Consider the following 25207-nt stretch of genomic DNA (forward strand, 5'->3'; position numbering starts at 1 on the left):
CGAAGGGATGCTGTTCGATGACACGGGCGCCTGATGCATGTCGCTCAAGTGGCCCCGGTTTTGAGAGAACCGCATGCATCAAACATGCATCAAACAAGACCTCAAGCGCGTCGCGTGAGTCCGTTCAAATGAGACGCGCTTTAGGTCAGATTGGTGCTCCGGTCGCCAAACTCGGCCGTAGCAGGTCTAAAGCGATCGGATCAGCCGCAGACCCTGACCTCTTCGACGACCCTGTGGTGATGGCGCCAGTGCCTGACCAGTTCGATATGGCAGCGGTGATGGCGATGGTGGCGCCGCCATTGGCCATCCTGGTTGTCGCTGTAGTCGTCGCCATAGTCGTCGCTATAGTCTTTGTGGCGCTGGTGATGGCGAAGAATCTGTATATCGCCATCGTCGGACGAATATTGATCGTCGTCATCGGACTGGATAGTCAGACTGGCGGCTTGCGCCGGTGCGATCAAAGCCGCCGTTCCGGCGAACGCGATCATCGAGGCGATGAGAAGGGTTTTCATTGTTTGCTCCTTGGGTTGAACATACACAACTCTCGGAGCGAACTGGTGTTCCAATGTAGGGTCCGATCGGCGAGCGGCTGCTGCTTGGGCAATGCGTGCCGCCATGCGCTACCGGCGAGGCAGCCATTGGCGACCTTGGGAGTGACCTTGGGCAAGGACTGGCTTTGTGGGAAAAAATGGTCGGAGTGGAGAGATTCGAACTCCCGACCCTCTGGTCCCAAACCAGATGCGCTACCAGGCTGCGCTACACTCCGAGGCCCTGCGGCGTATACGGTTCCGGACCCTGTCGCGCAACCCCTAAAACATCAAACGGGGCTTGGCGGTCTGCGCTCCCGCGCAATCCTGGCTGCGATCGCCTTGGCCTGGATGCGAGCATTGGCGAAGCAGCCGCGGATGCTTGGCCGCATGCCGGTGAACCACAGGCCCGGCAGTTTCGGGTCGCTGTCGGCGCCGTTGAACAGCGGCACGCCCTTTTGGTCGAGCACGCCGAGCCTGCCCAGCATGGCCTCGAGCCCGGTGCGGTAGCCGGTCGCGGCGATGACGATATCGGGCTGGATCGTCGCGCCATCGTCGAAAACGACCGTGTCGCCGGTAAATTCCCGCACGGTTGGCAGCACGATGATCCTGCGGTCCTTGATGGCATCGACGGCGCCGTCATCGGTCGCGATGGCGGTATAATCCGACGCCAGCCGGCTTGCGCCGCCCGAAGGCGTCGGCGGCAGGCCGTAGGCCGTGAGGTCGCCGAAGGCCCATCGCTGCGTCGCCGCCATCACCGCATCGGCGAGCTTGAACGGCAGCCGCGCCAGGATCGGCGAAAACCGGTGGACGGCGATCTGGCCGAGGCGCTTGGGCAGCAGTGCCGGACCGTTGCGCGCCGACAGCCAGATCTGTCCCGCGTCGGCTGCCACCAGGTGATTGAGCACGTCGAAGCCGGAATTGCCGGCGCCGACGACCAGCACTTTCTTGCCCGCATAGGCCTTGGCGTTACCGAATGCGGCCGAATGGATGATGCGTCCGGCAAAGGCCTTCATGCCTTTCCAGGCCGGGATGAAGGGCTGCCGGTCGCGCCCGGTGGCGATGACGACATGGCGCGCCAGCCGCGGCCCGGCACTGGTCCGCACAAGCCAGTGGTCGCCCTCGAAGCCAATCTCCTCGACCGCGATGCCGAACTCGACCGGCAGCCGGTGCATGGCGTGGAATTCGTTCAAATGGCCGATGATGGTGTTTCGGTGCGGAAAGGCAGGGGTGCCGGCAGGAAAGGAAACGCCCGGCAGCGCCGAAAGGTCGCGATGCGTGTTGAGATGCAGTCGCTCGTGCCGCCCGTGCCATGGCTCGGCCAGCCGGGCTTCCTTTTCCAACACCATCACAGGCACGCCGGTCTTGAGCAGCGCATGGGCTGCGGTCAAGCCGGCTGCCCCGGCGCCGATCACGATCGCGCCGTCGAAAATCGCTTGGCTGTCGGCCTCGGCGTGCAAAATCCCTGCGTCCATGCCTCTTTGTGTCGCCATCATGACCATGACTTTTGATGCTACGCCAGTGTATCGGGCCGATGCCGCTGCCGAAGCGGCCTGGTTGCAGGCCGCTTCGGCCTTGCCGTCGGCAGTGTTGCACAGTATTGACTGAAATAAGGCGGCGCTACCGCCAACGCAGCTACGAGGTGCCCATGTCCGCGCGAATTTTCAGCCCAGCCAAAACCGCGATGCAGTCCGGCAAGGCCAAGACCGGCCATTGGGTGCTGGAATTCGATCCCGCCCAACGCAAGAAGATCGACCCGCTGATGGGCTACACCACATCGGGCGACATGCTGAGCCAGATCAGGCTGACCTTCGACACCAGGGAAGAAGCGGTGGCCTATGCCGAAAAGCAGGGGCTGGCCTTCCGTGTCGAGGAGCCGAAAGAGACCAAGCGCCGGCAGATTTCCTATGCGGAAAATTTCCGCTATGACCGCAGGATACCCTGGACGCATTGACCGGCGGTCAGCGCCTGGCACATAGACACCAGCCGGCCAAGATATCAAATGCCGGCCAGCGGTCCCGTAGCTCAGCTGGATAGAGCACCGGCCTTCTAAGCCGATGGTCACAGGTTCGAATCCTGTCGGGATCGCCAACAACTTCAAAGAGATAGTGTGGAGGCCTGAGTGGGAATTGAACCCACTACGTCGGTTTTGCAGACCGATGCGTCACCGTCCCGCCCTCAGACCATGGCTCCTTGTGCATTGACCGCGACAGCTAGTCAACTTGGCCGGCCTCTGCTCGCAGGTTCGGACCGCGATCCGGCTGCCACCAGTCGAGATGTTCGGAACGCGGCTCGCGTTCAGGCGTTTGTTGCTGATGGCACCGACAACCCCGACCATTGCGCGCATCTGGCGCGGCAGGACCTTGCCCGACAAGGCCGACGCCTATGAGCGCTACAATTACGAGGCTGGTATCAAGCCGCTGATCGAGAAAGCGCTGGGCGTGCAGACTTTTCGCGAGGACACGCCGACGCATTCGGAATTCATCACCATCTCCTATTGGGAGAGCGTCGAGGCGATGGCCGCCTTTACCGGCGGCGATCCGCAAAGCATCCACCATCTCGACCGCGACAAGGAGTTCCTGATCGAATTGCCGAAGGGTGTCCAGGTGCTGCGAATCCGTTCCAGCCACGGAATGGTTGGCGGCAGCTGATGTTTGCGGGCTTTGACGCCAGGACCGTTCAAATGGAGGAGACATCGATCTTCGTCAGGGCCGGTGGCTCAGGGCCGCCGCTGCTGCTCCTGCATGGCTTTCCCGAAACGCATGTTATGTGGCGGGACATCGCCGTGGCATTGGCGCCGCACTTCAGCGTGGTTGCCGCCGATCTGAGAGGCTACGGACAAAGCGCCTGTCCGGCTTCCGGAGCCAATCATGCCGCCTATTCCAAACGAGCGATGGCGCGCGACATGGTGCAGGTTATGGACGTTCTCGGTTTCGACCGTTTCATGGTTGCCGGCCACGACCGTGGCGGTCGCGTCGCCTACCGGCTGGCGCTCGACCATCCCGAAACCGTGTCGAAAGTCGCCGTTCTCGACATCGTCCCCACGACCTCCGCCTGGGATCGGGCCGATGCCAGGTTGGCGCTGGCCTTCTGGCCGTGGAGCCTGCTCGCCCAGCCGGAACCGCTGCCTGAGCGCCTGTTGTCCGCAGCACCCGACGCAGTTGTCGACAATGCGATCGCCGGCTGGGGCTCGGCTCCAGATGCTTTTCCCGCTGAGGTCAGGGCCGCCTATATCGAGGCGCTGCGTGATCCCGCCCATGCCCACGCCATCTGCGAGGAATATCGCGCCGCCGCAGGCATCGACCGCGAGCACGACGCGCAGGACCAGGCTAATGGCTGTCGCATCAGATGCCCGCTGCTTGCGCTCTGGAGCGGCGAGGGCGGGTTGGAGAACTGGTATGCGGAGGAGGGCGGCCCGTTGGCGATCTGGCGGCAATGGGCTGATAACGTCGGAGGCGGCTCGGTCAAGGGTGGGCATTTCTTCCCGGAAGAGCACCCCGAAGACACGGCTGCAAGGCTGTCGAGATTCTTCGCAAGCTGACTGCGGACCGATTGCTAAAATCCGGGCCTGTGTGTTCCTGTGTCGACTATCTCAGATGGCCGAGGGATTGCAGGATCAAAGTGCTCGAAAGACCAAGCAGGGCGATACCGTAAAACCGGTCGATCCACACGGCGTTTGGCCCAGCCAGAAGCCTTGCAGCCCGCGCGCCAAGGGCTGCGTAAAACGTCAGCACAAACACATCGGCAAGCGCGGCGATAATGGCCAGGATGCCATACTGGATCGCGATCGGCTCATCCACGCGGACAAAATGCGGCAGGATCGCGGGGAAAAGCAGCCAGGCCGCCGGATTTGTGACCGCCACCAGGAAGCAGCGCCCAATGAGTGCCTTGGCTGAATGGCGTGTTTCGGGAAGGTTAGGGTTGAACGAAGGTCGGGATGCGGCGCGCAGGGTACCGATGGCGACGAAAAGCAGATAGCCCGCGCCGAACATCCTGAGAGCCGAGAGATAGAATTCCGAAGCCAGCAGAAGAGCGCCGAAGCCCAGCGCGACGATGCTGATAAGAACGAAATCAGACAGTACGACGCCGGCCATGCCGAGAAACGCGCGTCGAAAACCGTAGCGGGAGCCGTTGGTGATGGCGAGCACGACGTCCGGTCCCGGAACCGCCATTCCGAGCACCGACACGAAGGCAAATGTCACCAGCGGCAGGTTTCCCATGACGCCGCGTAATGTACCCGGCGCTCACCGTCCGTAACGCCCTTCACACAGCGGCTTGGCTATCGCCGATTGTTGTTGGCCACCTTGGCTCAGTGCCCGCCGCGCATCTTCACCACCACAGTCCTCACCGCCAGCACCAGCACAGTGATGATGATCAGGATCACCGAGAGCGCGGCGATCGCCGGGTCGATGTTGTCGCGCAGGCCCATCCACATCAGCCGCGGCAGCGTGATGGCGTTGACCGAGGTGATGAACAGGGTGACGCCGATCTCTTCCCAGGACAGCACGAAGGACAGCAGCGCGGCGGTGACGATGCCGAACTTGATGTTGGGCATGATGATGCGCGTCGCGCGTTCCCACACGCCGGCGCCAAGGCCGCGCGCGGCAAGGTCGATGCGGCGGTCGAGCTGGCTGAGCGAGACCAGGATCAGCACCGTGGCGAAAGGCACCGTCATCACCGAATGCGCCATGGCGACGCCGAGCCATGTGTCATAGCCAAAGAACGAGCTCATGCCCGAGATCGACGTCAGCAGGAAGTAGAGCGTGATCGCCGAGACCACCGGCGGCACCACCATCGGCAACAGCACGAAGCCGACAAGGGTGGCCGTGAAGCGCGGCTGGAACATCCAGACGCCAAGGCTGAAGCACAGCGCCAGCACGGTGGAGATGACGCTGCTGACGATGCCGATGCGGATCGACAGCAGGATGGCGTCGAGCCAGCGCGGATCCTCGATCAGCGCGCGGTAGTGGCGCAGCGACAGTTCGCCCGTCGGCATAGCCAGCATGCGGCTTGGCGTCAGCGACACCGGGATGACCGCCAGCAGCGGCAGCAGCAGGAACAGTGCCACCAGCACGGCGAGGATCAGCGAGACGGGACCGGGGCGATAGGTCGGCATCAGATCAGTTGCTTCGGTCTGACATAGCGGAACAGCAGCGCCATGAGCGCGCCGACGAACAGCACCAGCACGACGCTGATCGCCGCGCCCAGTCCCCAATCGGGACTCTGGAAGATGCGCAGATAGATCAGCTCGGCGATCATCACGCTGCGGCCGCCGCCGAGGATCGCCGGCGTGACGAAGAAGCCGAGCGAGAAGACGAACACGATCATCGCCGAACCGATGATGCCGGAGCGCGTCATCGGCACGAACACGGTCCAGAAGGTGCGCATACGGCTGGAGCCGAGCCCGCGCGCCGCGAGCAGCACGCGCTCGTCGAGGCTGCGCATGGCGGAGGCCAGCGGGAACACCGCGAAGGGAATGAGGAAATGCGTCATGCCGACGATGACGCCGAACTCGTTGCGCACCAGCGCCAGCGGCTCGGAGATGAAGTCGATCGATTGCAGCCAGGTGTTGATCAGGCCGCGGTTGGATAAAAGCGCCACCCAGCCGAAGGCGCGGGTCAGCACCGAGATCCAGAAGGGGACGAGAATGCAGAATTCAGCGATTATGCGCTGTGCCGGGCTGCCGCGCACCCACACCATGGTGATGGCGTATGCCGCCGCCACGGAAACCACGGTGACGATCAGCGCGATGCGCAGCGTGCGGATGAACACAGACTGCACCAGGGCATCGGTGGCGAGCGCGCCATACTGGCCGAGCCCCGGTGTCGGCAAGGTGACGCTCCACTTGACGACGCCGAGGAACGGCCAGGCGTAGGCCAGCACAAGGAACAGGAGCAGCGGCGCCATCAGCACCGCCGCGCCCATCCTGTCGGAGAGGGTGCCTCTCATCGAAGCTCGTGCCCGGCCTGGTCAGGCCGAGATGATCTTGGTGTATTCGTCGAGTGCTGCCCCGTAATTCTTGGCGTACCAGTCCATGTCGAGCGCGATCTGCTTCTTCATGTTTTCGGGATCGACCGGGTTGATGCGCTTCTTGTCGGCGGGGATCAGCGCATCGGCGGCCGGATTGGCCGGACCCTGTCCGAGCTTGTCGAACATCACCAGCTGCTTTTGCGGATCCTGGGCGCTGGCGATGAACTTCATCGCTGCGTCCTTGCCGCCGGGGTTGCCCTTGAGCACGGCCAGCGCGCCGGGCGAAATCAGGCCCTGATCCCAGATGAACTTGATCTTGCCGCCCGAGTCCTGCTCGATCAGCGAGGCGCGGGTCGACCACACGATCGCCATCGAGGCTTCGCCGTTGAGCAGCACGCTCTGGCTCTCGGCGCCGCCGCCCCAGTAAGCCACGACGTTTTCCTTGAAAGCGGCGATCTTGTCATGCGCTCGCTTCAGGTCGAGCGGGTAGAGCGAGGCCGGCGCGATGCCGTCTGCAAGCAGCGCTGCTTCCCAACTCGACACGCCCCATTTGTAGAGCGAGCGCTTGCCCGGAAACTTCTTCACGTCGAAGAAGTCGGCCATGCCGGTCGGCGCGTCCTTGCCGTATTTCTCGGAATCATAGGCGATGACATAGGAGAAGAAATAGGTCGACGCCGCGTATTCCCAGCCGAACCCCTCGCGCATCTTCTTCTTGTCGACGATGGCGTAGTCGATCGGCTCGAGCGCACCCTGCGCGCCGAGCGTGATGGCCGAGAACGGGTCGACGTCGACAAGGTCCCAGGTCGGCGCGCCGCTCTTGAACTGTGCGGCAATCGCGCCTTCGGTCGGGCCCGAACCGTCCATCTTGACGGTGATGCCGGTTTCCTTGGTGAAGGCCTGGCCGTAGGCGGCGTCATAAGCGGTAAGGGCATCGCCACCCCAGTTGACCAGCACCAGCTCCTTGGCCTGCGCAAAGGCACCGGTCGAGCGCAGCAGCATCGGTGTGCCGGCCAGCACGAGGGCTGCAAGCTGGGTGAATTGCCGGCGCGAAATCTCGCCGCGCACAGCCCGGGCGGTCAGCCCGTCCATGGCTTGTTTTTTGCTTTGGTTTGTCATTTTAGTTCCCCTTTTTCGTTTTGGTTCCGGTGGTTATGGCGCGCTCCAGATTCTTTGCTGGAAGACTTCGCCGTTCTCGTCGTCATCCTCCGTCCGGAAGGAGGAAACCCTTTTCCGCCGGCCATGTCAGCCAGACGGAATTGCCTTTGCTGAGTGCAGCCGCCGCGACCTCGTTCGGCACCGAGACGGTCACCTTGGCGCCCTGGCGTGTCGTCAGATCGAGTTTGGTCGCCGCACCCAGATAGGTCGAGCCGATGGCGGTGGCGGCAATGCCATTCTCGCCGGCGGCGGCTTCGCGCGTGATCGACATATGTTCGGGCCGGATCGCCAATATGGCATCGCCACGGACTTTCTCGGCCTTGCAGAGCATGTTGACCGCGCGGTCCTCGCAGAGGCCCGTCGAGCCATTGTCGGCGGGCTTGACCCCCTTCAACGGCAGCATGTTGATCTCGCCAAGGAACTCGGCGACGAAGCGGTTGTCCGGCCGGTCGTAGACCTCGTCCGGCGCTCCGACCTGCAGCAATTTTCCGTGGTTGAAGATGGCGACGCGCGACGACAGCGCCAGCGCCTCGCTCTGGTCGTGGGTGACGAAGACGAAGGTGGTGCCGGTCTCCTGATGCAGCCGCTTCATCTCGGCCTGCATCTGGCCGCGCAGGCTCTTGTCGAGCGCCGAGAACGGCTCGTCGAGGAGCAGCACGCCGGGTTCGAACACCAAAGCGCGGGCCAACGCCACGCGCTGCTGCTGGCCGCCGGAAAGCTGCGCCGGCAGTTTCGTCTCATGGCCCTTGAGGCCGACGCGCTCGATCATCTCGGCAACGCGGCGCTTGATCTCGGAAGCCGATTTCTTGCGTACCTTGAGCGGGAAGGCGATGTTGGCCTCGACCGACATGTGCGGGAACAGCGCATAGCCCTGGAAGACCATGCCGGCGGCACGCTGTTCGGCCGGCCGCTCGGTGATGTCGATGCCGTCGCTGAAAAGCTTGCCGGCGGTCGGTTGCACGAAGCCGGCGAGGATCATCAGGAATGTGGTCTTGCCCGAGCCGGAGGGACCGAGCAGCGTCAAAAACTCGCCGCGGCCGATATTGAGCGTCAGGTCGTCCAGCGCCCGGAACGAGCCGAAGCTCTTGCCGATCCCGATTGCCTTGATCTCTGCGGCCCGGCCGGGTTGCTGCATCCTGCCTCTTCCTTGGTCGTGGCTTGAGCGTAGGGCAGGGCCCCGGCTCACCGCAACCGAATAGTTTTCGCCTGATCGGCAAATTTGATTCACGGATGGGAGGCTAGTACGGGCTGATCCGGTTCTCCGACAGCTTCGACCTCAACCACCCATTGAATGCTTCCAGCACCGGGTGGCTGGCCTTGGCATGTTCCGACACCAGGAAATACGAGCGCGGCGAGGGGATCGCGATATCGAAGGGGCGCACCAGACGGCCTTCGCTCAGCGCCCGGCGGCTGGTCAACTCGTCGCCCATGGCGATGCCCTGGCCGGCGATCGCCGCGGAAAAAACGAGGTTCATGTCCGAGAAGAAGATGCCGCCTTCGGTGTCGGGGTTTTCCACCTTGGACAGCGCCAGCCAGCGCGCCCAGTCCTCGGTGTCGCCGAGATGCAGGAGATTGGCGCGCAGCACGTCGGCCGGTTTTGAAAAGCCGCCGACCTTGTTGAGCAGTGTCGGGCTGCAAAGTGGCGTGAACGAGATTTCGCACAGCAACTCCACCGAGCGGTTCGGCCAGTTGCCGACGCCGAAGGCAATGAAGGCATCGGCGTCCGGATTGCTGACATCGTCCAGCCGTCTGGGCGTCAGGATCGACAGCGCCACGTCCGGATACATCTGCCGGAACTCGCCGATGTGCGTGCACAGGAACAGAGAGGCGAAGCCCGGCGTGCAGGAAACGGCGAACGAACCGCCGACGCCCGTGCCGGCCTGGCGCGTCACCGCATCGCCGAGCACCGTCAGCGCCTTTCTCACATCGGCGGCATAGCGCTGGCCGCGCGGTGTCAGCGCCACGCCCTTGCCGATGCGCTCCAGCAGGTCGAAGCCGAGGTCGCGTTCGAGCAGCCGCAACTGATGGCTGACGGCGCTGCGGGTCAAATGCAGTTCATCGGCTGCGCGCCAGACACTGCCGTGACGGGCAAAACTGTCGAGGGCGCGCAGCGCCTGTGTGGAAGGTATTCGCAAGAGGCCTCAGGTGAACCGAATTTGCATGAACCGGAAAAACATATCACTTTTTGCAATGCCGCTTCACTGCTTTCTTGGGCCGCATGGAGAAACCGGTGACGACCTCGGCGCAAGCCACCGCGCTTGCCTGTCTCGATAGCATCCAGCCGTCGCTGTCGGCGTGGACGCGCACCATTTTCGATTTCGGCGAAACAGCCTGGCGCGAATACCAGTCGGCGGCCTGGTATGTCGCGCGGCTGAAGCATGAGGGCTTTTCGGTCGAGGAAGGGTCGGCCGGCATGCCGACCGCCTTTTGCGCCCACTGGACGAATGGCCCGGGGCCGACCATCGGCATGTACGGCGAATACGACGCCGTGCCTGGCAACTGCCAGGACGCGGCAACGGTGAAGCGATCGCGGCCGGGCCTCGGCAGCGAGGCCGGCGGCCACACCGATCCGCATTCCGGGCTTGGCATTGCCGGCCTCGGCGGACTTCTCGCCACCAAGGCTGCAATGCAACGCCACGGCATCGAGGGGACGTTGCGCTTCACCGGCGAGCCGGCCGAGAAGGTCAGGGGCTCGAAGCCGATCCATGCGGCCAAGGGCTACTATGACGGCCTTGCCGGCATGATCTCCTTCCACCCCTTCTATATGCTGCCGCTCTGCAACACGGCGCGCTGGGACACGCATTGCGGCGCCGCCTATGCGATGATCTACCGTTTTGTCTGCGACGAACCCGAAAACTGGGTTCGCGCAAGCGATGGCGCGCCGATCCCGCAGGCGCATTCGGCGGTGCGGGCGCCCGGCGCCAACGACGCACTGATGACGATGTACATGACCTCCAAGGCGCTGCGCGATTCCATGCTGCCTCACCAGGGCGGCTGGTCGATCAGCGAGGCGATCCTCACCGCCGGGCAGGCGACCGCCGACAATCTGCCGGCGGGGCTGGCCGAGATCCAGTACATGATCCGCGTGCCGACCATTGCCATGGCAGAGCAGGTCACCGCGGTGCTCGACCGTAATGCGGCCGCGGCCGCGGCGATCAGCGGTTGTCGCTATGAGCGCCATTGGGTGTCGAAGTCGAGGCCGGGCCTCGCCAATCACGCCATGGCGGGGATTGCCTATGAGGCGCTGTCCACCGTTGGCGCTCCGAGCTGGGACGAGGCGGCGAAAGCGATCGGTCGCGAGGTCCAGGTCAATGCCGGCGGCACCGCGACCGACAACCCTTTCATCGACGAGATGGAGCGGCTGGTTGCGCCGCAAGAGGCCGAGGCAATCCTGCGCCGCGATTTGCCTCCGTCGCAGATCAACTCGACCTCCGACGACTACACCGACATGTCGTGGCACACGCCGACCGCACGCTTCTATGTCGCTCGCCCGGCGCTGCGCTCGGCGAATGGCCATGCCTATCCATCCTGGGCGATGAACGCGCTGGGCGGTATCTCGGCCACCATTGACCCGATGGTCATTTGCGCCGCCAAGACGGTTGCGCTTGCAGCCCTCCGCCTGCTCGAGGACAAGTCCGCGCGTGATGCAGCCATGGACGAATTCGTCACCCGCACCGGCGGCGGCATTGGTGGCTCCAACTGGATCGCGCCGCTTTGCGACTATGACCCGCCGATCAATTTCCGCTGGCCGGAATATGTCACCACCGCGCGCGGACGCGATTGGTGGATTCCGAGCAGCCAATCCAATCAAGCTGCATAGTCAAATCGAGGAGAACCTTATGACCGTCCATGATCGCATCATCGCCGAACCGTTCTCGCTGCAGCGCCGCAATCCCGCCGGCGGCACCAAGCCGCTGACATCATGGGGCTTTGCCAACGAGACCGACGTGCTGACAGACGTGTTGCTCGGCTCGCCAAACTTCCTGCGCCACCTCTCGACCAGCTCGCTGTCGCGCAAGCATTTGCGCGAAGCGCCCTGCAACGTTCAGATCGCCCAGGCGCAGCACAAGGACCTCGTCGCCGCCTATGAGCATTTCGGCGTCAACATCCACTGGCACGAGCCGACGCCGGAACTGCCGATGCAGGTCTATTCCAGAGACTCCAGCGTCATGACGCCCTACGGCGCCTTCATCACCGCCATGGCCAATTGGTGGCGGCGCGGCGAGAACTATGCCGCCATCCGCACCTATGAAAAGCTCGGCATCCCCATCTACGACATGGTCACGGCTGGCACCTTCGAAGGCGGCGACTTCAACGTCATCGAGGAGGGCGTGGTGCTGATCGGCTGCGGCGGCGCCCGCACTCAGGAAGAGGGCGCCCGCCAGGTGCAGGACTGGTTCGAAAAGGAAGGCTGGGAAACGCGCCTCGCCTTCATCGACGAATATTACGTCCATATCGACCTGATGGTGGTGCCGATCGCCGAGAAGCTCACCGCGGTGTGCCTCGCCTGCACCGAGCCCGGCATCGTCGACTGGCTGAAGGGCAAGGGCCACGAGATCATCGACGTGCCCTTCCAGGACACGATGGCGCTCGGCTGCAACTTCATGTCGCTGGGCAAGGACAGGGTCATCGCGCCGACGTCGAGCCAGTCGCTGATCGGCCAGCTCAAGGCACGCGGCTTCGAGGTTGCTGCCGTCGACATGAGCGAGATTTCCAAGACCGGCGGCGGCATTCACTGCATGGCGCAGGCGCTCAAGCGCGAGCCGGCGTAACGGCACGAATTGCCGCCGGGACCTGTGACGGACTGCTGCCAGATTTGACAAAACAGGCCTGGCAGAGGAAATTGATGCCATTAGAGGAGGGATTCTGTGAAGAAAACTTACGAAAAGCCGAGTCTGGCCAAAGCCGGCAAACTCGGATCGCTGGTCGCTTCAAACCCGTCGAAGCCCGCCCCCTGAGCGCAACCAGCCGCTGAAGGCCGAAATTCGGTCGTCCTGGTTATCGGCGACCGGATCGCGCTGTATGATTGAAGGGAGCCCGCCGGCTTTGAACGGCGGGCTTTTTGCTTTGCGCCAGAGCGCTGCCGCGTCTGCCGGCTAGTCCAATCTGCCCGAACCTGAATTGAACTTGCTCCGGGCGTTTTCCAGATGCGCCCGCATCGCTTGGCCGGCCGCTTCCGGGTCGCGGCGCTCGATCGCCTCGAACACCGCCTGGTGGCCGGCAAAACTCGTGCGGTTTCGATCTCCGTATTGGCCACGTGGATGCGCTGATTGATCAGCCATTCGACCTAGCCGTTGATTTTGAAACCAAGCCAGCTTCCCCAAAAGATCATGCCCAAACAAAGCCATAGCGCGAAGACCACATGCGCGCCGTTCCCGCCCGCCCGGCGATCAGGGAGTGGCTGGCGTGAGATGGCCGCGCTGACGACGGAACGAGATCGCCTCGTCTGGCCGGCCGGACTCGCGACGGCGTGGTCCGGCCGGAATTCCATCTGCTATGCGGGTATCAATACGGCGATGCGATGCACGCCGACCTCCTTGCTTGTATTCGTCGCTTCATCGGTCTTGCCCTTGGAGCAGGTGTACATATCACCCGTCTTGAGCTTGAATTCCTTGTCCGCTTTCTTGATCGTGAATGCACCTGAGGTAATGGTGCACACCATGTCGTTGTCCATCACGGTTTGAGGAGCATGTGCTCCGGGCTGAAACACAACGTCGATAATTGCGATGCTCTTGTAGGCGGGAATGTCTGCATTGCCGGTGCCGACCTCCACCACCCTGACACCGGGCGCAATCTCCTTGCCCTCTTTCGGGCCGTATTTCTTGATTTTTGCCGATGCCGCCAAGGGGAACAAAGGCGCTACCGCGGCGGTCGTCAGACCGAGGGCAATTGCAGACCTGCGATTCATGGTTTTCATTGCATCCTCCCGATGCTCGTCATGCATGGATATGCACGACCGGCGATATATTAGCACAAACGAATTTACTTGTATGCAAAGTGACTGTGGCGCAGGCCAGCAAGAAATGCTCCGCCGGATAATGTCGCTTCACTGTACCTTTTGCCGGAATTTCGAATGACAGGTCGAGCAATCCTGCAGGATGAGATGCAGGATATGCTCCGCCGGCAGTTTGGTCGGATCGGCTTCCTCTGGAATCGAGCGCTTGCCGAGCAGGCTGCCGCCGCCCATCGCCAGGCCGGTGCCCATGCGCATGTCATCGGTGATGACGGCCGGCGCGCTTTCGGCCTTGGCGGCCAGAGCGTCGGCGAGCGTTCCGATATGATTTGCCAGGGCCTCGAATTCCGCCCGTGACTGATCGATCTCCAGCCTGGCCTGCGAAGGCGGTCCAAGCGAGCCGCTCGGAAATTCGGCAATCAGGGCAGGGCCGGTGCGCGCGCGCAGCGTGTCCGCTGCCGCCTTGAAGGCTGCCGCGTCATAGGCTTGCCTGCGGTCGAACATGCCGGCAATGGTTTTCGCAGCCGCCGCCATCTCCTTCATCGACGCCTGCCGGGCCGCGACCATCGGTCCGCCGCCGACGGAGGCGGCCATCGTAAGGGCACAGACCAGCCACAGCAGCGCCGCTTTCACAGTCCATCTCACGGCGCCATGTCCTTGCCCCATCCATCTGTGATCAGCCAGCCGCAGCAGGGGTTCGACCTGCAGTCGGATTCTTCGGTCGTGATGCCGGTTCTCATCGGTAAATTTCCGTCGCCGGAAGTCTCCGTCTCTGAGCGGATAGACCTTCCAGCCACCGGAAGGTCAACTGATTGAGAAGGCCGATCAGCGGGCAATCAGCACAGGCTTGCAGCAAGCTGACGCAGCGTTTCCTTGACTTGGATCGCAAAAACGGGCAGCAAGGCGGGGGTGAGGGAGAGCATTCTACCGTGGCGCAGACCATGGAGTGCTCTTTTTTTCGTATCAGGCGCCGCATAATCGGTGGCTGATGGAGGGATTGGTTAACCAACTTTGTCCATCTTTTGATTCAATCGGCAACAGACGCGAAAGGTGCAGGGGGCACCAGCGAACTGTGGATGTCACGGATGCGAGGGTCGCAAGCCTGCATGCCGATTGAGAGTGGTTGTATGGCGTTTTTGCGTTTGAAAGACCGGGGCGACACTCCTGAACGGGGTTTGACTTCGAAGAGATCCGGCCAGCGCTGGGTGGTGGTGCCGGTTGTCGGCGCGGCCTTGGCGCTGTGGTCGGTGGCAACCATGGCCGGCCTCTATTCGCTCGGTACCTCGCTCACCGCAGCCTCCAACAGCCTTCCGCACAGTCTGCTTCTGCCGAACGCAGCACTTGCCGATTCGCGCCGCAGCCTCGCCAATTCGTGGGCGCCGCGGCTTTCGGCGCAAAAATCACAGGCCTCGCTGCTCAGCCAATGCGACGCCGGCTGCGCGCATGCCGCCGCGAACTTCGCGCATGACGGCAAGATGGCGCGGCTGAAGCCGGCCGCGCACGCTGTGGCCCCGAGCAGTGTCGCCTCAAACATTGCGCCAAACACCAGCGTCGCTCTCGCCACTTCGCGCGGCATGCGCTTCGACGGCGTGGTGGCCAAGGCAGAGCTGTCGCCGCAAAAGCTGGCTGCCGCCTTCGCCAAGGCCTCGAATGCGCCCTTCATGCTTGCCAGCCTTCCGGTCGCTGCCCGTTTCGCCGAAGTCCGGCTGCCCGATCAGCATGGCCCAGCCTCGGAACGCTTTGGGCCGGAAGTGGCTGAGATCGAACGCTCGTCGCGCCTGGCGCTGGCGCTGGCCAACAGCTTGCCGGAAGACGCTGACATGCTGGCCCCGCCGCCGGCCGTTGAAGCAATCGCCGGAGGGCAGGATCCTGAGCAGGCCGAAGTTCAGGTCGCTTCGCTGCCGCCGCAGGACGATCTGCCCGACAACATTGCGTTGCCGGGTTGGCGTCCACGCGCCGAAACCGCTCAGCCTGCAGAGCCTCGGCAAGCCAGCAAGCCCAGGGCAGCCAAGCCACAGACCGACGGGACGGCCGAGAGCCCCGCACCCCAGTCGCCGGGCAATTCGTCGCCGCGCTCGCCACGCAGTACTTCGGAGGTCGCCGCACTGCCTGGCGTGCCAGACAGCCAGAGCATCCAATCAAGCCGGATCAAGCCTGGCAAAAGGTCGAAGACACAGGCCGGTGAGATGCTGGCCTATGCCAAGCCGGACGTCCCGGCGGGCGGTGTCGGTCGCGCCTTCAAGGATCTGTTCGCCACGCCCGGAATGGGCGGCGGCGTCGCCGTCTACGATATCTCGGCCAAGACCGTCTACATGCCGGACGGCTCGCGGCTGGAGGCCCATTCGGGGCTGGGCTCGATGGTCGACCAGCCGCGCTTCGTGCACAAGAAGAATGTCGGCCCGACGCCGCCCAACACCTATGATCTGCGGCTGCGCGAATCCCGCTTCCATGGCGTCGAGGCGCTCCGTCTCACTCCCGTCAGCGGCGGCAACAAGTACGGCCGCGACGGCCTGCTCGCCCACACCTACATGCTGCGCGGCGGCCGTGCGGAGTCCAATGGCTGCGTCGTCTTCAAGGACTACGCCCGCTTCCTTGCCGCCTACAAGAAGGGCAAGATCAAGCGCCTCGTCGTCGTGCCGCGCCTGACCAAGCCGCTGACGCGGGTCGCTCAGGAAGGCCGGGGAGCGTAAGGCAGTAGGCAGTAGGGCCCAGGAGCGTCCATCGCCTGTTCCTTGTTTTTCTGCCCCTATAGCCTATTCCCCACTGCCTATTCCCTTTTGACCCCCAGGCAGACTATGAGTGACCGCTGCGGGTCGGCTTCACCACGAGGACATCATGACAATACGCGCTGTCGTTTGGGGCGAGAACATCCATGAGCGGACCAATGAGGTGGTCGCCGCCCTCTATCCCGAAGGTATGCACACGACCATCGCCAAGGCGCTGAACGCCGACGAGGCGATCTCCGCCTCGACCGCCACGCTCGAGCAGCCGGAGCACGGCCTGCCGGCCGGCCGTCTGGCCGAGACCGACGTGCTGGTCTGGTGGGGCCACAAGGACCATGGCGCCGTTGCCGACGAGATCGTCGAGCGCGTCGCCCGCCGGGTCTTTGAAGGCATGGGGCTGATCGTTCTCCATTCCGGCCATTTCTCGAAAATCTTCAAGCGGCTGATGGGCACGCCCTGCACGCTGAAATGGCGCGAGGCGGGCGAGCGCGAGCGACTCTGGGTGACCAGTCCCAGCCATCCGATCGCCGAAGGCGTCGGCGAATATTTCGAGCTCGAGAATGAAGAAATGTATGGCGAGCAGTTCGCCGTGCCCGAACCGCTGGAGACCGTCTTCATCTCCTGGTTCCAGGGCGGCGAGGTGTTCCGTTCTGGGCTGACCTATCGCCGCGGCGCCGGCAATGTCTTCTACTTCCGCCCGGGCCACGAGACCTATCCGACCTATCACGACGCCAATGTGCACAAGGTGCTGCGCAATGCGGTGAAGTGGGCGCACAATCCGCAGGGCACCAAGTCGGCGATCCTTGAGGCGCCGAACGTGCCGGTCGAGAAGGCGCTGGAGCCGATCGTCGAGCGCGGCGGCAAGCTGCACGCTTCGGGCGAGGCCGGCTTCCGCTAAAGCAAAATCCAGGAAAAAAGGCGTGGCGGTTTTCCGCATGGGTTTCCTAGACCGTATCTGCGCCATATGATTGAATCGAACCAATTCGCTCGGAGTGCAGAAAATGCGGCTTTTGATACTGGGAACCGGCTGGATGGCGCAGGAGCATGCCCGCCGCTTCGGCGGTATCGACGGCGTCGAGATCGTCGGTGCTGTCGACGTCGATGAAAAGCGCGTTGGCGAATTTGCCGACGGGTTCAAGATACCGAAGCGGTTCACATCCCTGGAAGACGCGCTGGCGTGGGGCGAGTTCGATGCGGTCGCCAACGTCACGCCGGACCGCATTCACCACCCGACCACCATGGCGTTGATCGCGGCCGGCAAGCCGGTGCTGTGCGAAAAGCCGCTGGCCGAAGACTTCGGCAAGGCAAGCGAGATGGCCAAAGCGGCTGAGGCGGCCGGCATCGTCAACATGGTCAATCTCACCTATCGCAATGTCGCTGCCTTGCAGAAGGCGCGGCAGATGGTGCTGGTCGGCGAGATCGGCACCGTCCGCCACGTCGAGTCCTCCTATCTGCAGAGCTGGCTGGTCTCGAAATTCTGGGGCGACTGGCGCACCGACCCGAAATGGCTGTGGCGGCTGTCGCGCGACCACGGCTCCAACGGCGTGCTCGGCGATGTCGGCATCCACATCCTCGATTTCGCCAGCTATGGCGCCGCACTCGACGTCGACCACGTGTTTTGCCGGCTGCGCACCTTCGACAAGGCGCCAGGCAACCGCATCGGCGAATACGACCTCGACGCCAATGACAGCTTCGCCATGACGCTGGATTTCTCCAACGGCGCCTTTGGCGTCGTTCACGCCAGCCGCTGGGCGACCGGCCACATCAACGAATTGCGCCTGCGCATCTATGGCGACAAGGGCGGCATCGAAGTCGTGCACAATCTCGAGGGTTCGGAACTGAAGGCGTGTGTAGGCGAGGATATCGAGAACGCCAAATGGCAGGTGCTCGACGCCGGCACGGTGCCGACCAATTACCAGCGCTTCGTCGATGCGGTTCGCAGCGGCGTGCAGGCCGAGCCTTCATTCCACCATGCCGCCGAACTGCAGAAGGTGCTGGATCTGGCCATGGTTTCGGAACAGAAGCGGACGGAACTGAGGGCCAGCGCCGATACGCAGTGATGTGAAGGGAGGAAGAAACAATGGTCACGCGCCGCGCGCAATGTCTCTGCGGCCAGCTTTCAGCCGTCTGTTCGGGCGAGCCGGTGCGCATCTCGGTCTGTCATTGCCTCGACTGCAAGCGCCGCACCGGCAGCGCCTTCAGCTACAATGTCCGGTTTGCGCAAGCTGATGTATCGATCGAGGGACGGGCGAAGCAGTTCACGCGCACCGGCGACGAGGGCGGCCGCGTCATCTACAATTTCTGCCCGGAGTGCGGCGCCGCCGTCCACTATCGCATCGACACGCAGCCCGGTGTGATCGCCATTCCCGTCGGCGCCTTCGCCGACCCGTCGTTCCCGCCGCCATTTCAGTCTTTTTACCACGAAAGCCGGCGCTGTGAGTGGGTCGAGATCAATGCCGAGCCGCTGGCGACGTTCGACTGAAGGCCGCTTTTTGGATACCCGGAACCGTCCGCACGCTCCGCGCCTTCAAGAGGGCATCGCCCCTGATTGCCATTGCCGGGCCGTTAGCCATCGCGCTCGGCTGCCCCATGAATAGGCATAAGTCAAGACGAATCCGGCTTGCGGCCCGATTGCTGACATGCTTACCTGACGGCATGTGTTCAATGGGGGTATATGGATGGCTAAGGAATCTTCGAATTCCGCTTCTTCAGAAAAGAAGGCGGACGTAAATCTGATAGGTAACACAGAAGGAAACGGGCTGAACTTCATGGGAGTTCAGGCCCGCGAAAACGGAACCGCCGGCGACGCCGTCGGTGTCGACAAGATCCGTGACCTGCTGTTCGGCAACCAGATGCAGGACTATGACCGCCGCTTTTCCAAGCTTGAAGAACGGGTGTTGCAGCGCTTCAAGGATGTTGAATCCGAGGCCAAGCGCAATCTCGAAATGTACGAGTCGAATGCAAAGAAGCAGATCGATTCGCTTGCAGGGCAATTGCGGAGCGAAAAAGATTCACGAGCCGATGCCGACAAGGAGATCGACCGGAATCTTCGCGAGCAAAACCAGGCTCTTGAAAAGCAGGTGCGCACGTTGTCGGATCAGTTAAGCGCGCTCGAGCGCGATGTTTCGGACCGGATAAATCGAAACGATCATTTGCTGCGTGAGGAAATCAAGCAGAAGAATGAAGGCGTTCAGATGCTGATCGAGAAGATGTTTGCCGACCTCAGCAACGTCAAGACCGACCGAAATCTTTTGGCTGGCCTGTTTGTCGAGGTTGCAAAGTGTCTCAATCAGGATCCCGTCGGGAGCAAGAGCAACTCGGACCGTAGCTGGAAAGTGAGTTGATGGGACCTTGACGTCCACCGTCGACCCATTCAACCTTCCGCAAAGAACAGCCTCGAACGATACAGAGATTGATCGCGAGGCTCTGGCTCGTCTTTTGATCGAAATTGCCCGGAACGTTGATCCGGACTACCGTGCGCAGTTCGAGGCGGTTCCAACCGCCGATCCGCGCATGGAAACGCTGCGGCAGTTGCTGGTCAGCCGCGAAATCTCCGAGCTTTCACGCGTCACGCATCTGCTCGACGAACCCGAGCAGCTTGCGGCGGCCGTGGGCGACGTTCTTCCCAGTGCTGCCGGACGAGCGCCTTACGCGCAACTCGGCGAGGCGCTTGCGCCAGCTGTCGAACGGGCTGTGCAACGGTCGATCCAGAAGAGCCCGCGCACGCTGACGGACATATTGTACCCGGTGTTTCTGCCGGCAATTCGCAAGTCGATCGGCGAAAAGATCGACCAGACCTTTCAGTCGCTGAATGAAACTCTAAGGCACATATTCACCTGGCACGGGCTCAAGTGGAGACTTGAAGCCTGGAGAACAGGGGCAAGCTTCTCGGCAGTTGTTCTGAAGCATTCCCTTGTCTACCGTGTGGAACATGCGTTTCTCATTCATCGGAATTCCGGCCTTTTGATAACGCATGTAACGGCCGACAATGCAACGAGCGAAGATCCTCAGCTCATTTCTTCGATGCTCAGTGCGATTCAGGATTTTGTAAAAGACTCATTTAACGAGAAAGAGCAGAGCGGCCTGGACACAATCCGTTTCGGCGAGCTTCGTCTCTGGTCGGAAGTTGGACCGTTTGCGACCCTGGTTTCGGTGATCCGGGGAAATCCGCCGGAGGAATTGCATGAAATCGTTCGCGATGTGTTGCTTCGCATCCATGAGGAAAGCTCACAGGCCTTAGAGCAGTTTGACGGCGACGGTTCGCAGCTGGCCAGCGTAGAGGCGCAGTTGCAGACCTGCGTCGAGCTGAAGCAGGAGGAATCAAACGACGGATTTCCGTGGCTGGTGGCGGCCGTTGCCCTGCTGCTTTTGAGTCTGGCAGGCGGTTGGTACTTTCTTTCCTGGCAATCAGCGCAGCGCTGGCAGGCTTACGTGTCGCGCTGGCAGGCTTACGTGTCGCGAGTGGAGGCCCAGCCGGGCATCATCGTTGCCGAACAGCAGGTACGCGATGGCCAGTTCTATATTGCCGGCCTGAGGGACCCGCTTGCCGTCGACCCGCAGTCGCTGTTGTCAGGCACGGGAGTCGATCCGGCCGGGGTTCATTCGCAATGGCAATTTTATCAGAGCCTTGAGCCGGAGTTCGTGCTGAAGCGGCTGACGGCGTCGCTGGCTCCGCCGGATTCAGTGCGACTTTCGATTGTCGATGGCCGCATCGTCGCCGAGGGTGAGGCTCCCGACACCTGGATCAGCCGGGCGCGCGCGGCGGCCCAGCAGCTTTCGGCAGGCGGGCCGGTCTTCGATATCTCGGGGGTTCGTGACGTAAGTCCCCAAGTGCGCGAGGCGGAGCGCTGGCACGCCTATGTGTCGCGACTGGAGACCCAGCCGGGCATCATCGTTGCAGACCAAAAGATAAGCGACGGCCAATTCTATATTGCCGGCCTGCGAGACCCGCTTGGCGCCGATCCGCAGTCGCTGTTGTCGGGAACAGAGGTCGATCCCGCCCGGGTTCATGCGCAGTGGCAGTTCTATCAGAGCCTTGAGCCGGAGTTCGTGCTGAAGCGGCTGACGGCGTCACTGTATCCGCCGGAAACAGTACGACTTTCGATCGTCGATGATCGCATCGTTGCCGAGGGTGAGGCTCCCGACACCTGGATCGATCGCGCGCGCGCGGCGGCCCGGCAGCTTTCGGCAGGCGGACCCGAATTCGACATCTCCAAGGTTCGTGACGTGAGCCCCGAAGCACGCGCGGCGGAGCACTGGCAGTATTATGTGTCGCGACTTGAGGCCCAACCGGGAATCATCGTCGCCCAACAAACGGCGAGGGGCGGACATTTCTATATTTCCGGCTTGAGAGACCCGCTTGCCGCCGACCCGCAAGCCCTGCTGTCCGGAACGGACGTTGATCCTGCCCGCGTTCATGCACAGTGGCAATTCTATCAGAGCCTTGATCCGAAGTTTGTGGTGAAGCGGCTGACGGCGGCGCTGTCCCCGCCGAAAACCGTTCAGCTCTCGATCATCCAGGGTCGCATTGTGGCCGTGGGTGAGGCTCCTGCCGGCTGGATCAACCGCGCGCGGGCCGCCGCTGAACAACTTTCGGCGGACGGAGTGGTTCTGGATGTCTCGCAGCTGCGTGAGCTGAACCTCGCAGAACTTAATCATTTGAGGCAGGCGATCCAGACGACCGATATTTTCTTCTCTTCCGGCAAGGTTGTGCCGGGACCGGAGCAGACGCCGGTTCTCGACAGGTTGGCGGATCAAATAAAGGAATTCGCCCAGAGTGCCCGCAATTCCGGCGTAACGGCGCGGTTCATGTTGACCGGGCATTCGGACACCACGGGCCGTGAGACGGCCAACGCGTCGATCAGCGCCGCCCGCGCCGAGACAGTTCGTGCGCTTCTCAACAAGCGCGGCGTTGCTCCCGAACTGCTGCTGGTTCGGGGCGCGGGCACTTTTGAGCCGGCTGTACCTGAAAACAGTCTAACCGGTAGCTCCACCAATCGCCGGGTTTCGATTACGGTAAACCTGGACTAGCGGAGCCCAACATGTTGCAAAAAAAGATCTGCATGCTGGGCGGCTTCGCCGTCGGAAAGACGAGTCTGGTCCGCAGGTTTGTGCAGAGCATCTTCTCAGAAACCTACTTGACCACCGTCGGAGTGAAAATCGACAAGAAAAGCGTCGCGCTCCCGGACAAAACCGTGGATCTGATTTTGTGGGATTTGGCCGGCGAGGACGATATCGGCTCATTCCGCGTCAGCTATGTTCGAGGTGCAACCGGGCTCGTGCTAGTCGTCGATGGAACCCGCGCTGCTACTCTTGCCGTGGCACTCACGCTGCGCGAACGGGTCGAGGCCGAATTCGGCGCCATGCCGTTCGTATTGCTGTTCAACAAGTCCGATCTGGCCGATCGGTGGGCGATATCGGATGGTGAGATCAACGAGTTGAGGCAACGTGGATGGCAAATCTATCTAACAAGTGCGCTTTCGGGCGAGCAGGTCGATGACGCCTTTCGTCAACTTGCCTTGATGGTCACCAAATAGACCATGCATGAATTGCCAAAAGAAGTCAGAAATTGGTTTTTCAATTTCTTCTTCGACGGGCACGCTGTCGCTTATCTGAAAATCGACGCTGAGCTTTGCATAGCTGCCAAGGGCGGTAATGTTGAACATTACGGGCTGTCATCGCTTCGCATCGGCAAGCCTGTTGCGGAGCAGCTTGAATTCATGGAAGGTTTGCTGCCTTGCCCGGAGCTTCCGTTTCGCATGGATATGGTTGAACTGCCCGGCGGGCGTGTCGCCGACCTCCATTTTTTTGCTGACAATGCGTTCGTGTGGCTGCTTTTTCTGGACGCCACTGCCGAACGAGACAACAGGCAGCGGCTTCAACAGAAGGCCTATGAAATGACGCTCCTGCAAGAGAGGGAGCGTCAACTCAACGAAAAATTGCAATCGACGAACGAGGCACTGAGAAAGAGCCAGGAGGGATTGGCGCGTGAATACCAGCGCGCCGAAAACCTGCTCCTCAACATTCTCCCGGCGTCGATCGCGGAGCGATTGAAAGCGCAAAAGAAAATTGCCGACAACCACGCAGAGGTGAGTGTGCTTTTTGCCGACATCGTCGGTTTTACGGAACGAGCGCGCAGCGTCGGAGCGGTGACGACGCTCGCTATTTTAAACTACTTCTTCAAGGCGGCGGATCGGCTCTCTGAGCGATACGGCTGCGAAAAGATCAAAACAATTGGCGATTGTGTGATGGTGGTCGCCGGCCTGCCCACGGCGCGATCCGATCATGCAAAGGCCCTCACGCGCTATGCGATTGAGCTGCGCAAAGCGGTCAAGCGGGAACGCTTCGCAGGAGAACCGATAAGGCTGAGAATTGGAATTCACTCAGGACCGATCGTCGCCGGCGTCATAGGCAAGAGGCGGTTCGCCTACGACCTGTGGGGTGAGACCGTTAATCTCGCCTCACGTATTCAAACGTCCGCGGAGCCCGATGAAATCCGTATTTCCGATGCAACTTGCCAACTGCTTGGACCGAAATTTGCTTGCGACCCACTCGAGGAAACGGAATTGCGCGGTGCGGGTCGCGTGCGAATGTGGCGGCTCCCGAGCTGATCCGTCGCCTGCGGTGCGACCGTGGAGCGCCGATAGCGGCGCCCGAAAGCCATTGGCGTGACGTGATCTTGCGATCGCAAAGCACCCTTTGCGCTTGCCCGGAAGGCCTCTATTCTGGAGCACAGTGGCCGCTGGTGGGATAGAATGTCGGTACTGCCTTTTCTGAGAATCTACGCACCGCTAAATGCGGTGCTCGCTGCGCCTGGGCTTCTGGCGGTGGCTGCGCTCACGATGCCGAACATGTCCGGACGAAGCAGACTGGCTCTGGCTGCCGTGCTCGCTGTCATTTGGGCCGCCTATCTTCTGCAGATGGCCGAGACCCTGCTCAAGCGCTGGGCGGGAGACCTCAGGGACAGGACGCCGGCAATCGCGATCGATGTGCTCGCGGTTTTGGTTCCAGTCGCCGCATTTCTGCTCGACGGCACGCCCGACCGGAGCCTCTACTGTGCTGTCTGGCTGCTGAAGCCGCTGCGCGACTCGACCTTCTTCCCGCTGCTTGGCAGGGTTCTGGCCAACGAAGCGCGCAACCTGGTCGGCGTCACCACGGTCTTCGGCCTGGTTCTGTTCGGTGTCGCACTCGCGGCCTATGTCATCGAGCGCGACGTCCAACCGGAAAAGTTCGGCAGCATCCCCGAGACAATGTGGTGGGCGGTGGTCACGCTGTCCACTACCGGCTATGGCGACGACATTCCGCAAAGCTTCGCCGGCCGCGTCCTTGCCGGGGCTGTCATGATGTGTGGCATCGGCATCTTCGGGCTCTGGGCCGGCATTCTTGCCTCCGGCTTTTATCAAGAAGTCCGTCGCGAGGATTTCGTCCGCAATTGGCAATTGATTGCCGGCGTTCCGTTGTTTCAGAAGCTTGGCCCGGCCACGCTGGTCGAGATCGTGCGCGCGTTAAGGCCTCGCACGGTGCCGGCGGGCGCCGTGATCTGCCGCAGCGGCGAGACCGGCGATCGGATGTTCTTCGTCGTGGAGGGCCGCGTCAGCGTCGCGACGCCGAACCCGGTGGAGCTTGGCCCTGGCGCCTTCTTCGGCGAGATGGCGCTGATCAGCGGCGAACCGCGTATGGCGACCGTCACTGCCGCAACTTCTGTCTCACTCCTGTCGCTGCACGCGGCGGATTTCCAGATGCTGTGCAGCAGCAGCCCGGAAATCGCGGAAATCATCCGCAGGACCGCGCTCGAGCGGCGCGGCGCGGCGCCGGTGGCTTGACCGTACAGCCGATGGTGGCCCGGCTGGAACTGGATGGTGCGGCTCCATCCGCGCGGA

At 62.3% G+C, this 25207-nt stretch carries 25 protein-coding genes and 3 tRNA genes; 15 read left to right on the forward strand and 13 right to left on the reverse strand.

The genetic code is table 11. From position 1 onward, the window contains the following. Window positions 1-200: 200 nt before the first annotated feature. From X730_RS143780 to X730_RS143770, 3 genes are all read right to left on the reverse strand, one after another. Window positions 201-512, reverse strand: coding sequence for a hypothetical protein (locus tag X730_RS143780; RefSeq protein ID WP_023689055.1), 312 nt, complete (start codon window positions 510-512; stop codon window positions 201-203). Between the two features lie 177 nt (window positions 513-689). Then, window positions 690-766, reverse strand: a tRNA-Pro gene (locus X730_RS143775). A gap of 51 nt (window positions 767-817) precedes the next feature. Further along, the gene (locus tag X730_RS143770) at window positions 818-2002 is read right to left on the reverse strand and encodes an NAD(P)/FAD-dependent oxidoreductase (protein ID WP_023826949.1); all 1185 of its coding nucleotides are present in this window, start codon (window positions 2000-2002) and stop codon (window positions 818-820) included. Between the two features lie 173 nt (window positions 2003-2175). On the opposite strand from X730_RS143770, the gene X730_RS143765 reads away from it, so the two are divergent. Further along, entirely contained in the window at window positions 2176-2481 is a 306-nt protein-coding gene (locus X730_RS143765; RefSeq protein WP_023670294.1) for an ETC complex I subunit, read from the forward strand. Between the two features lie 60 nt (window positions 2482-2541). Next, window positions 2542-2618, forward strand: a tRNA-Arg gene (locus X730_RS143760). A gap of 20 nt (window positions 2619-2638) precedes the next feature. Here the strand turns inward: X730_RS143760 and X730_RS143755 are convergent. Then, window positions 2639-2712, reverse strand: a tRNA-Cys gene (locus tag X730_RS143755). A 130-nt stretch (window positions 2713-2842) separates the two neighbouring features. On the opposite strand from X730_RS143755, the gene X730_RS143750 reads away from it, so the two are divergent. Both X730_RS143750 and X730_RS143745 read left to right on the forward strand, forming a co-directional pair. Then, on the forward strand, window positions 2843-3178 hold the full coding sequence (locus tag X730_RS143750; RefSeq protein ID WP_031195175.1) for a hypothetical protein: 336 nt from the start codon (window positions 2843-2845) through the stop codon (window positions 3176-3178). Window positions 3179-3210: 32 nt separating this feature from the next. Then, window positions 3211-4068 (forward strand): alpha/beta hydrolase, encoded by an 858-nt coding sequence (locus tag X730_RS143745; protein WP_245261397.1) that lies wholly within the window; start codon window positions 3211-3213, stop codon window positions 4066-4068. Window positions 4069-4114: 46 nt separating this feature from the next. On the opposite strand, the gene X730_RS143740 is transcribed toward X730_RS143745, so the two are convergent. From X730_RS143740 to X730_RS143715, 6 genes are all read right to left on the reverse strand, one after another. Beyond that, window positions 4115-4729: a LysE family translocator gene (locus X730_RS143740; protein WP_245259945.1), complete on the reverse strand. Its 615-nt coding sequence runs from the start codon at window positions 4727-4729 to the stop codon at window positions 4115-4117. A gap of 107 nt (window positions 4730-4836) precedes the next feature. Then, window positions 4837-5643, reverse strand: a complete 807-nt coding sequence (locus X730_RS143735; protein ID WP_023689053.1) for an ABC transporter permease — start codon at window positions 5641-5643, stop codon at window positions 4837-4839. Next, a complete protein-coding gene (locus tag X730_RS143730) occupies window positions 5643-6476 on the reverse strand; it encodes an ABC transporter permease (protein ID WP_023701874.1) in 834 nt (277 codons plus the stop codon). The genes X730_RS143735 and X730_RS143730 overlap by 1 nt, the downstream gene beginning before the upstream one ends. A gap of 21 nt (window positions 6477-6497) precedes the next feature. Then, window positions 6498-7613, reverse strand: a complete 1116-nt coding sequence (locus X730_RS143725) for an ABC transporter substrate-binding protein (protein ID WP_023689052.1) — start codon at window positions 7611-7613, stop codon at window positions 6498-6500. A gap of 82 nt (window positions 7614-7695) precedes the next feature. Then, complete coding sequence (locus X730_RS143720; RefSeq protein WP_023689051.1) at window positions 7696-8787, reverse strand: ABC transporter ATP-binding protein; 1092 nt, start codon at window positions 8785-8787, stop codon at window positions 7696-7698. A 103-nt stretch (window positions 8788-8890) separates the two neighbouring features. Then, window positions 8891-9787 (reverse strand): LysR substrate-binding domain-containing protein, encoded by an 897-nt coding sequence (locus tag X730_RS143715; RefSeq protein WP_023684774.1) that lies wholly within the window; start codon window positions 9785-9787, stop codon window positions 8891-8893. Window positions 9788-9870: 83 nt separating this feature from the next. On the opposite strand from X730_RS143715, the gene X730_RS143710 reads away from it, so the two are divergent. Both X730_RS143710 and X730_RS143705 read left to right on the forward strand, forming a co-directional pair. After that, window positions 9871-11472 carry a peptidase M20 gene (locus tag X730_RS143710; protein WP_031193513.1) on the forward strand — a complete coding sequence of 534 codons (1602 nt, stop codon included), beginning with the start codon at window positions 9871-9873 and terminating at the stop codon, window positions 11470-11472. A gap of 19 nt (window positions 11473-11491) precedes the next feature. After that, the gene (locus X730_RS143705) at window positions 11492-12424 is read left to right on the forward strand and encodes a dimethylarginine dimethylaminohydrolase family protein (RefSeq protein WP_023711883.1); all 933 of its coding nucleotides are present in this window, start codon (window positions 11492-11494) and stop codon (window positions 12422-12424) included. A 324-nt stretch (window positions 12425-12748) separates the two neighbouring features. On the opposite strand, the gene X730_RS1000000166500 is transcribed toward X730_RS143705, so the two are convergent. The 3 genes from X730_RS1000000166500 to X730_RS143695 form a co-directional block, all read right to left on the reverse strand. Then, the gene (locus X730_RS1000000166500) at window positions 12749-12934 is read right to left on the reverse strand and encodes an FCD domain-containing protein (protein ID WP_023834744.1); all 186 of its coding nucleotides are present in this window, start codon (window positions 12932-12934) and stop codon (window positions 12749-12751) included. A 212-nt stretch (window positions 12935-13146) separates the two neighbouring features. Further along, window positions 13147-13569 (reverse strand): hypothetical protein, encoded by a 423-nt coding sequence (locus X730_RS143700; RefSeq protein ID WP_023670308.1) that lies wholly within the window; start codon window positions 13567-13569, stop codon window positions 13147-13149. A 129-nt stretch (window positions 13570-13698) separates the two neighbouring features. Continuing rightward, entirely contained in the window at window positions 13699-14250 is a 552-nt protein-coding gene (locus X730_RS143695; RefSeq protein ID WP_031244639.1) for a cytochrome c, read from the reverse strand. A 611-nt stretch (window positions 14251-14861) separates the two neighbouring features. Between X730_RS143695 and X730_RS143690 the strand changes: the two genes are divergently transcribed. The 9 genes from X730_RS143690 to X730_RS143650 all read left to right on the forward strand — a co-directional run bounded on the left by X730_RS143690 (window position 14862) and on the right by X730_RS143650 (window position 25150). Then, window positions 14862-16295 carry a tlde1 domain-containing protein gene (locus X730_RS143690; protein WP_245259950.1) on the forward strand — a complete coding sequence of 478 codons (1434 nt, stop codon included), beginning with the start codon at window positions 14862-14864 and terminating at the stop codon, window positions 16293-16295. A gap of 145 nt (window positions 16296-16440) precedes the next feature. Next, window positions 16441-17226 carry a ThuA domain-containing protein gene (locus X730_RS143685; protein ID WP_023670311.1) on the forward strand — a complete coding sequence of 262 codons (786 nt, stop codon included), beginning with the start codon at window positions 16441-16443 and terminating at the stop codon, window positions 17224-17226. 103 nt (window positions 17227-17329) lie between these two features. Beyond that, complete coding sequence (locus X730_RS143680; protein WP_023670312.1) at window positions 17330-18388, forward strand: Gfo/Idh/MocA family oxidoreductase; 1059 nt, start codon at window positions 17330-17332, stop codon at window positions 18386-18388. A 20-nt stretch (window positions 18389-18408) separates the two neighbouring features. Then, a complete protein-coding gene (locus X730_RS143675) occupies window positions 18409-18810 on the forward strand; it encodes a GFA family protein (RefSeq protein ID WP_023670313.1) in 402 nt (133 codons plus the stop codon). Between the two features lie 196 nt (window positions 18811-19006). Beyond that, window positions 19007-19672, forward strand: a complete 666-nt coding sequence (locus tag X730_RS143670; RefSeq protein WP_023670314.1) for a hypothetical protein — start codon at window positions 19007-19009, stop codon at window positions 19670-19672. Between the two features lie 7 nt (window positions 19673-19679). After that, window positions 19680-22358, forward strand: coding sequence for an OmpA family protein (locus tag X730_RS143665; protein ID WP_031197149.1), 2679 nt, complete (start codon window positions 19680-19682; stop codon window positions 22356-22358). Window positions 22359-22369: 11 nt separating this feature from the next. Beyond that, complete coding sequence (locus X730_RS143660) at window positions 22370-22864, forward strand: Rab family GTPase (RefSeq protein ID WP_023670316.1); 495 nt, start codon at window positions 22370-22372, stop codon at window positions 22862-22864. Between the two features lie 3 nt (window positions 22865-22867). Continuing rightward, the gene (locus tag X730_RS143655) at window positions 22868-23938 is read left to right on the forward strand and encodes an adenylate/guanylate cyclase domain-containing protein (protein ID WP_023821290.1); all 1071 of its coding nucleotides are present in this window, start codon (window positions 22868-22870) and stop codon (window positions 23936-23938) included. Window positions 23939-24082: 144 nt separating this feature from the next. After that, window positions 24083-25150 (forward strand): cyclic nucleotide-gated potassium channel, encoded by a 1068-nt coding sequence (locus X730_RS143650; RefSeq protein WP_023684786.1) that lies wholly within the window; start codon window positions 24083-24085, stop codon window positions 25148-25150. The last annotated feature ends 57 nt before the right edge of the window (window positions 25151-25207 follow it).

It is taken from the genome of Mesorhizobium sp. L103C131B0 (assembly GCF_000502275.1).
Taxonomy (GTDB): Bacteria; Pseudomonadota; Alphaproteobacteria; order Rhizobiales; family Rhizobiaceae; genus Mesorhizobium.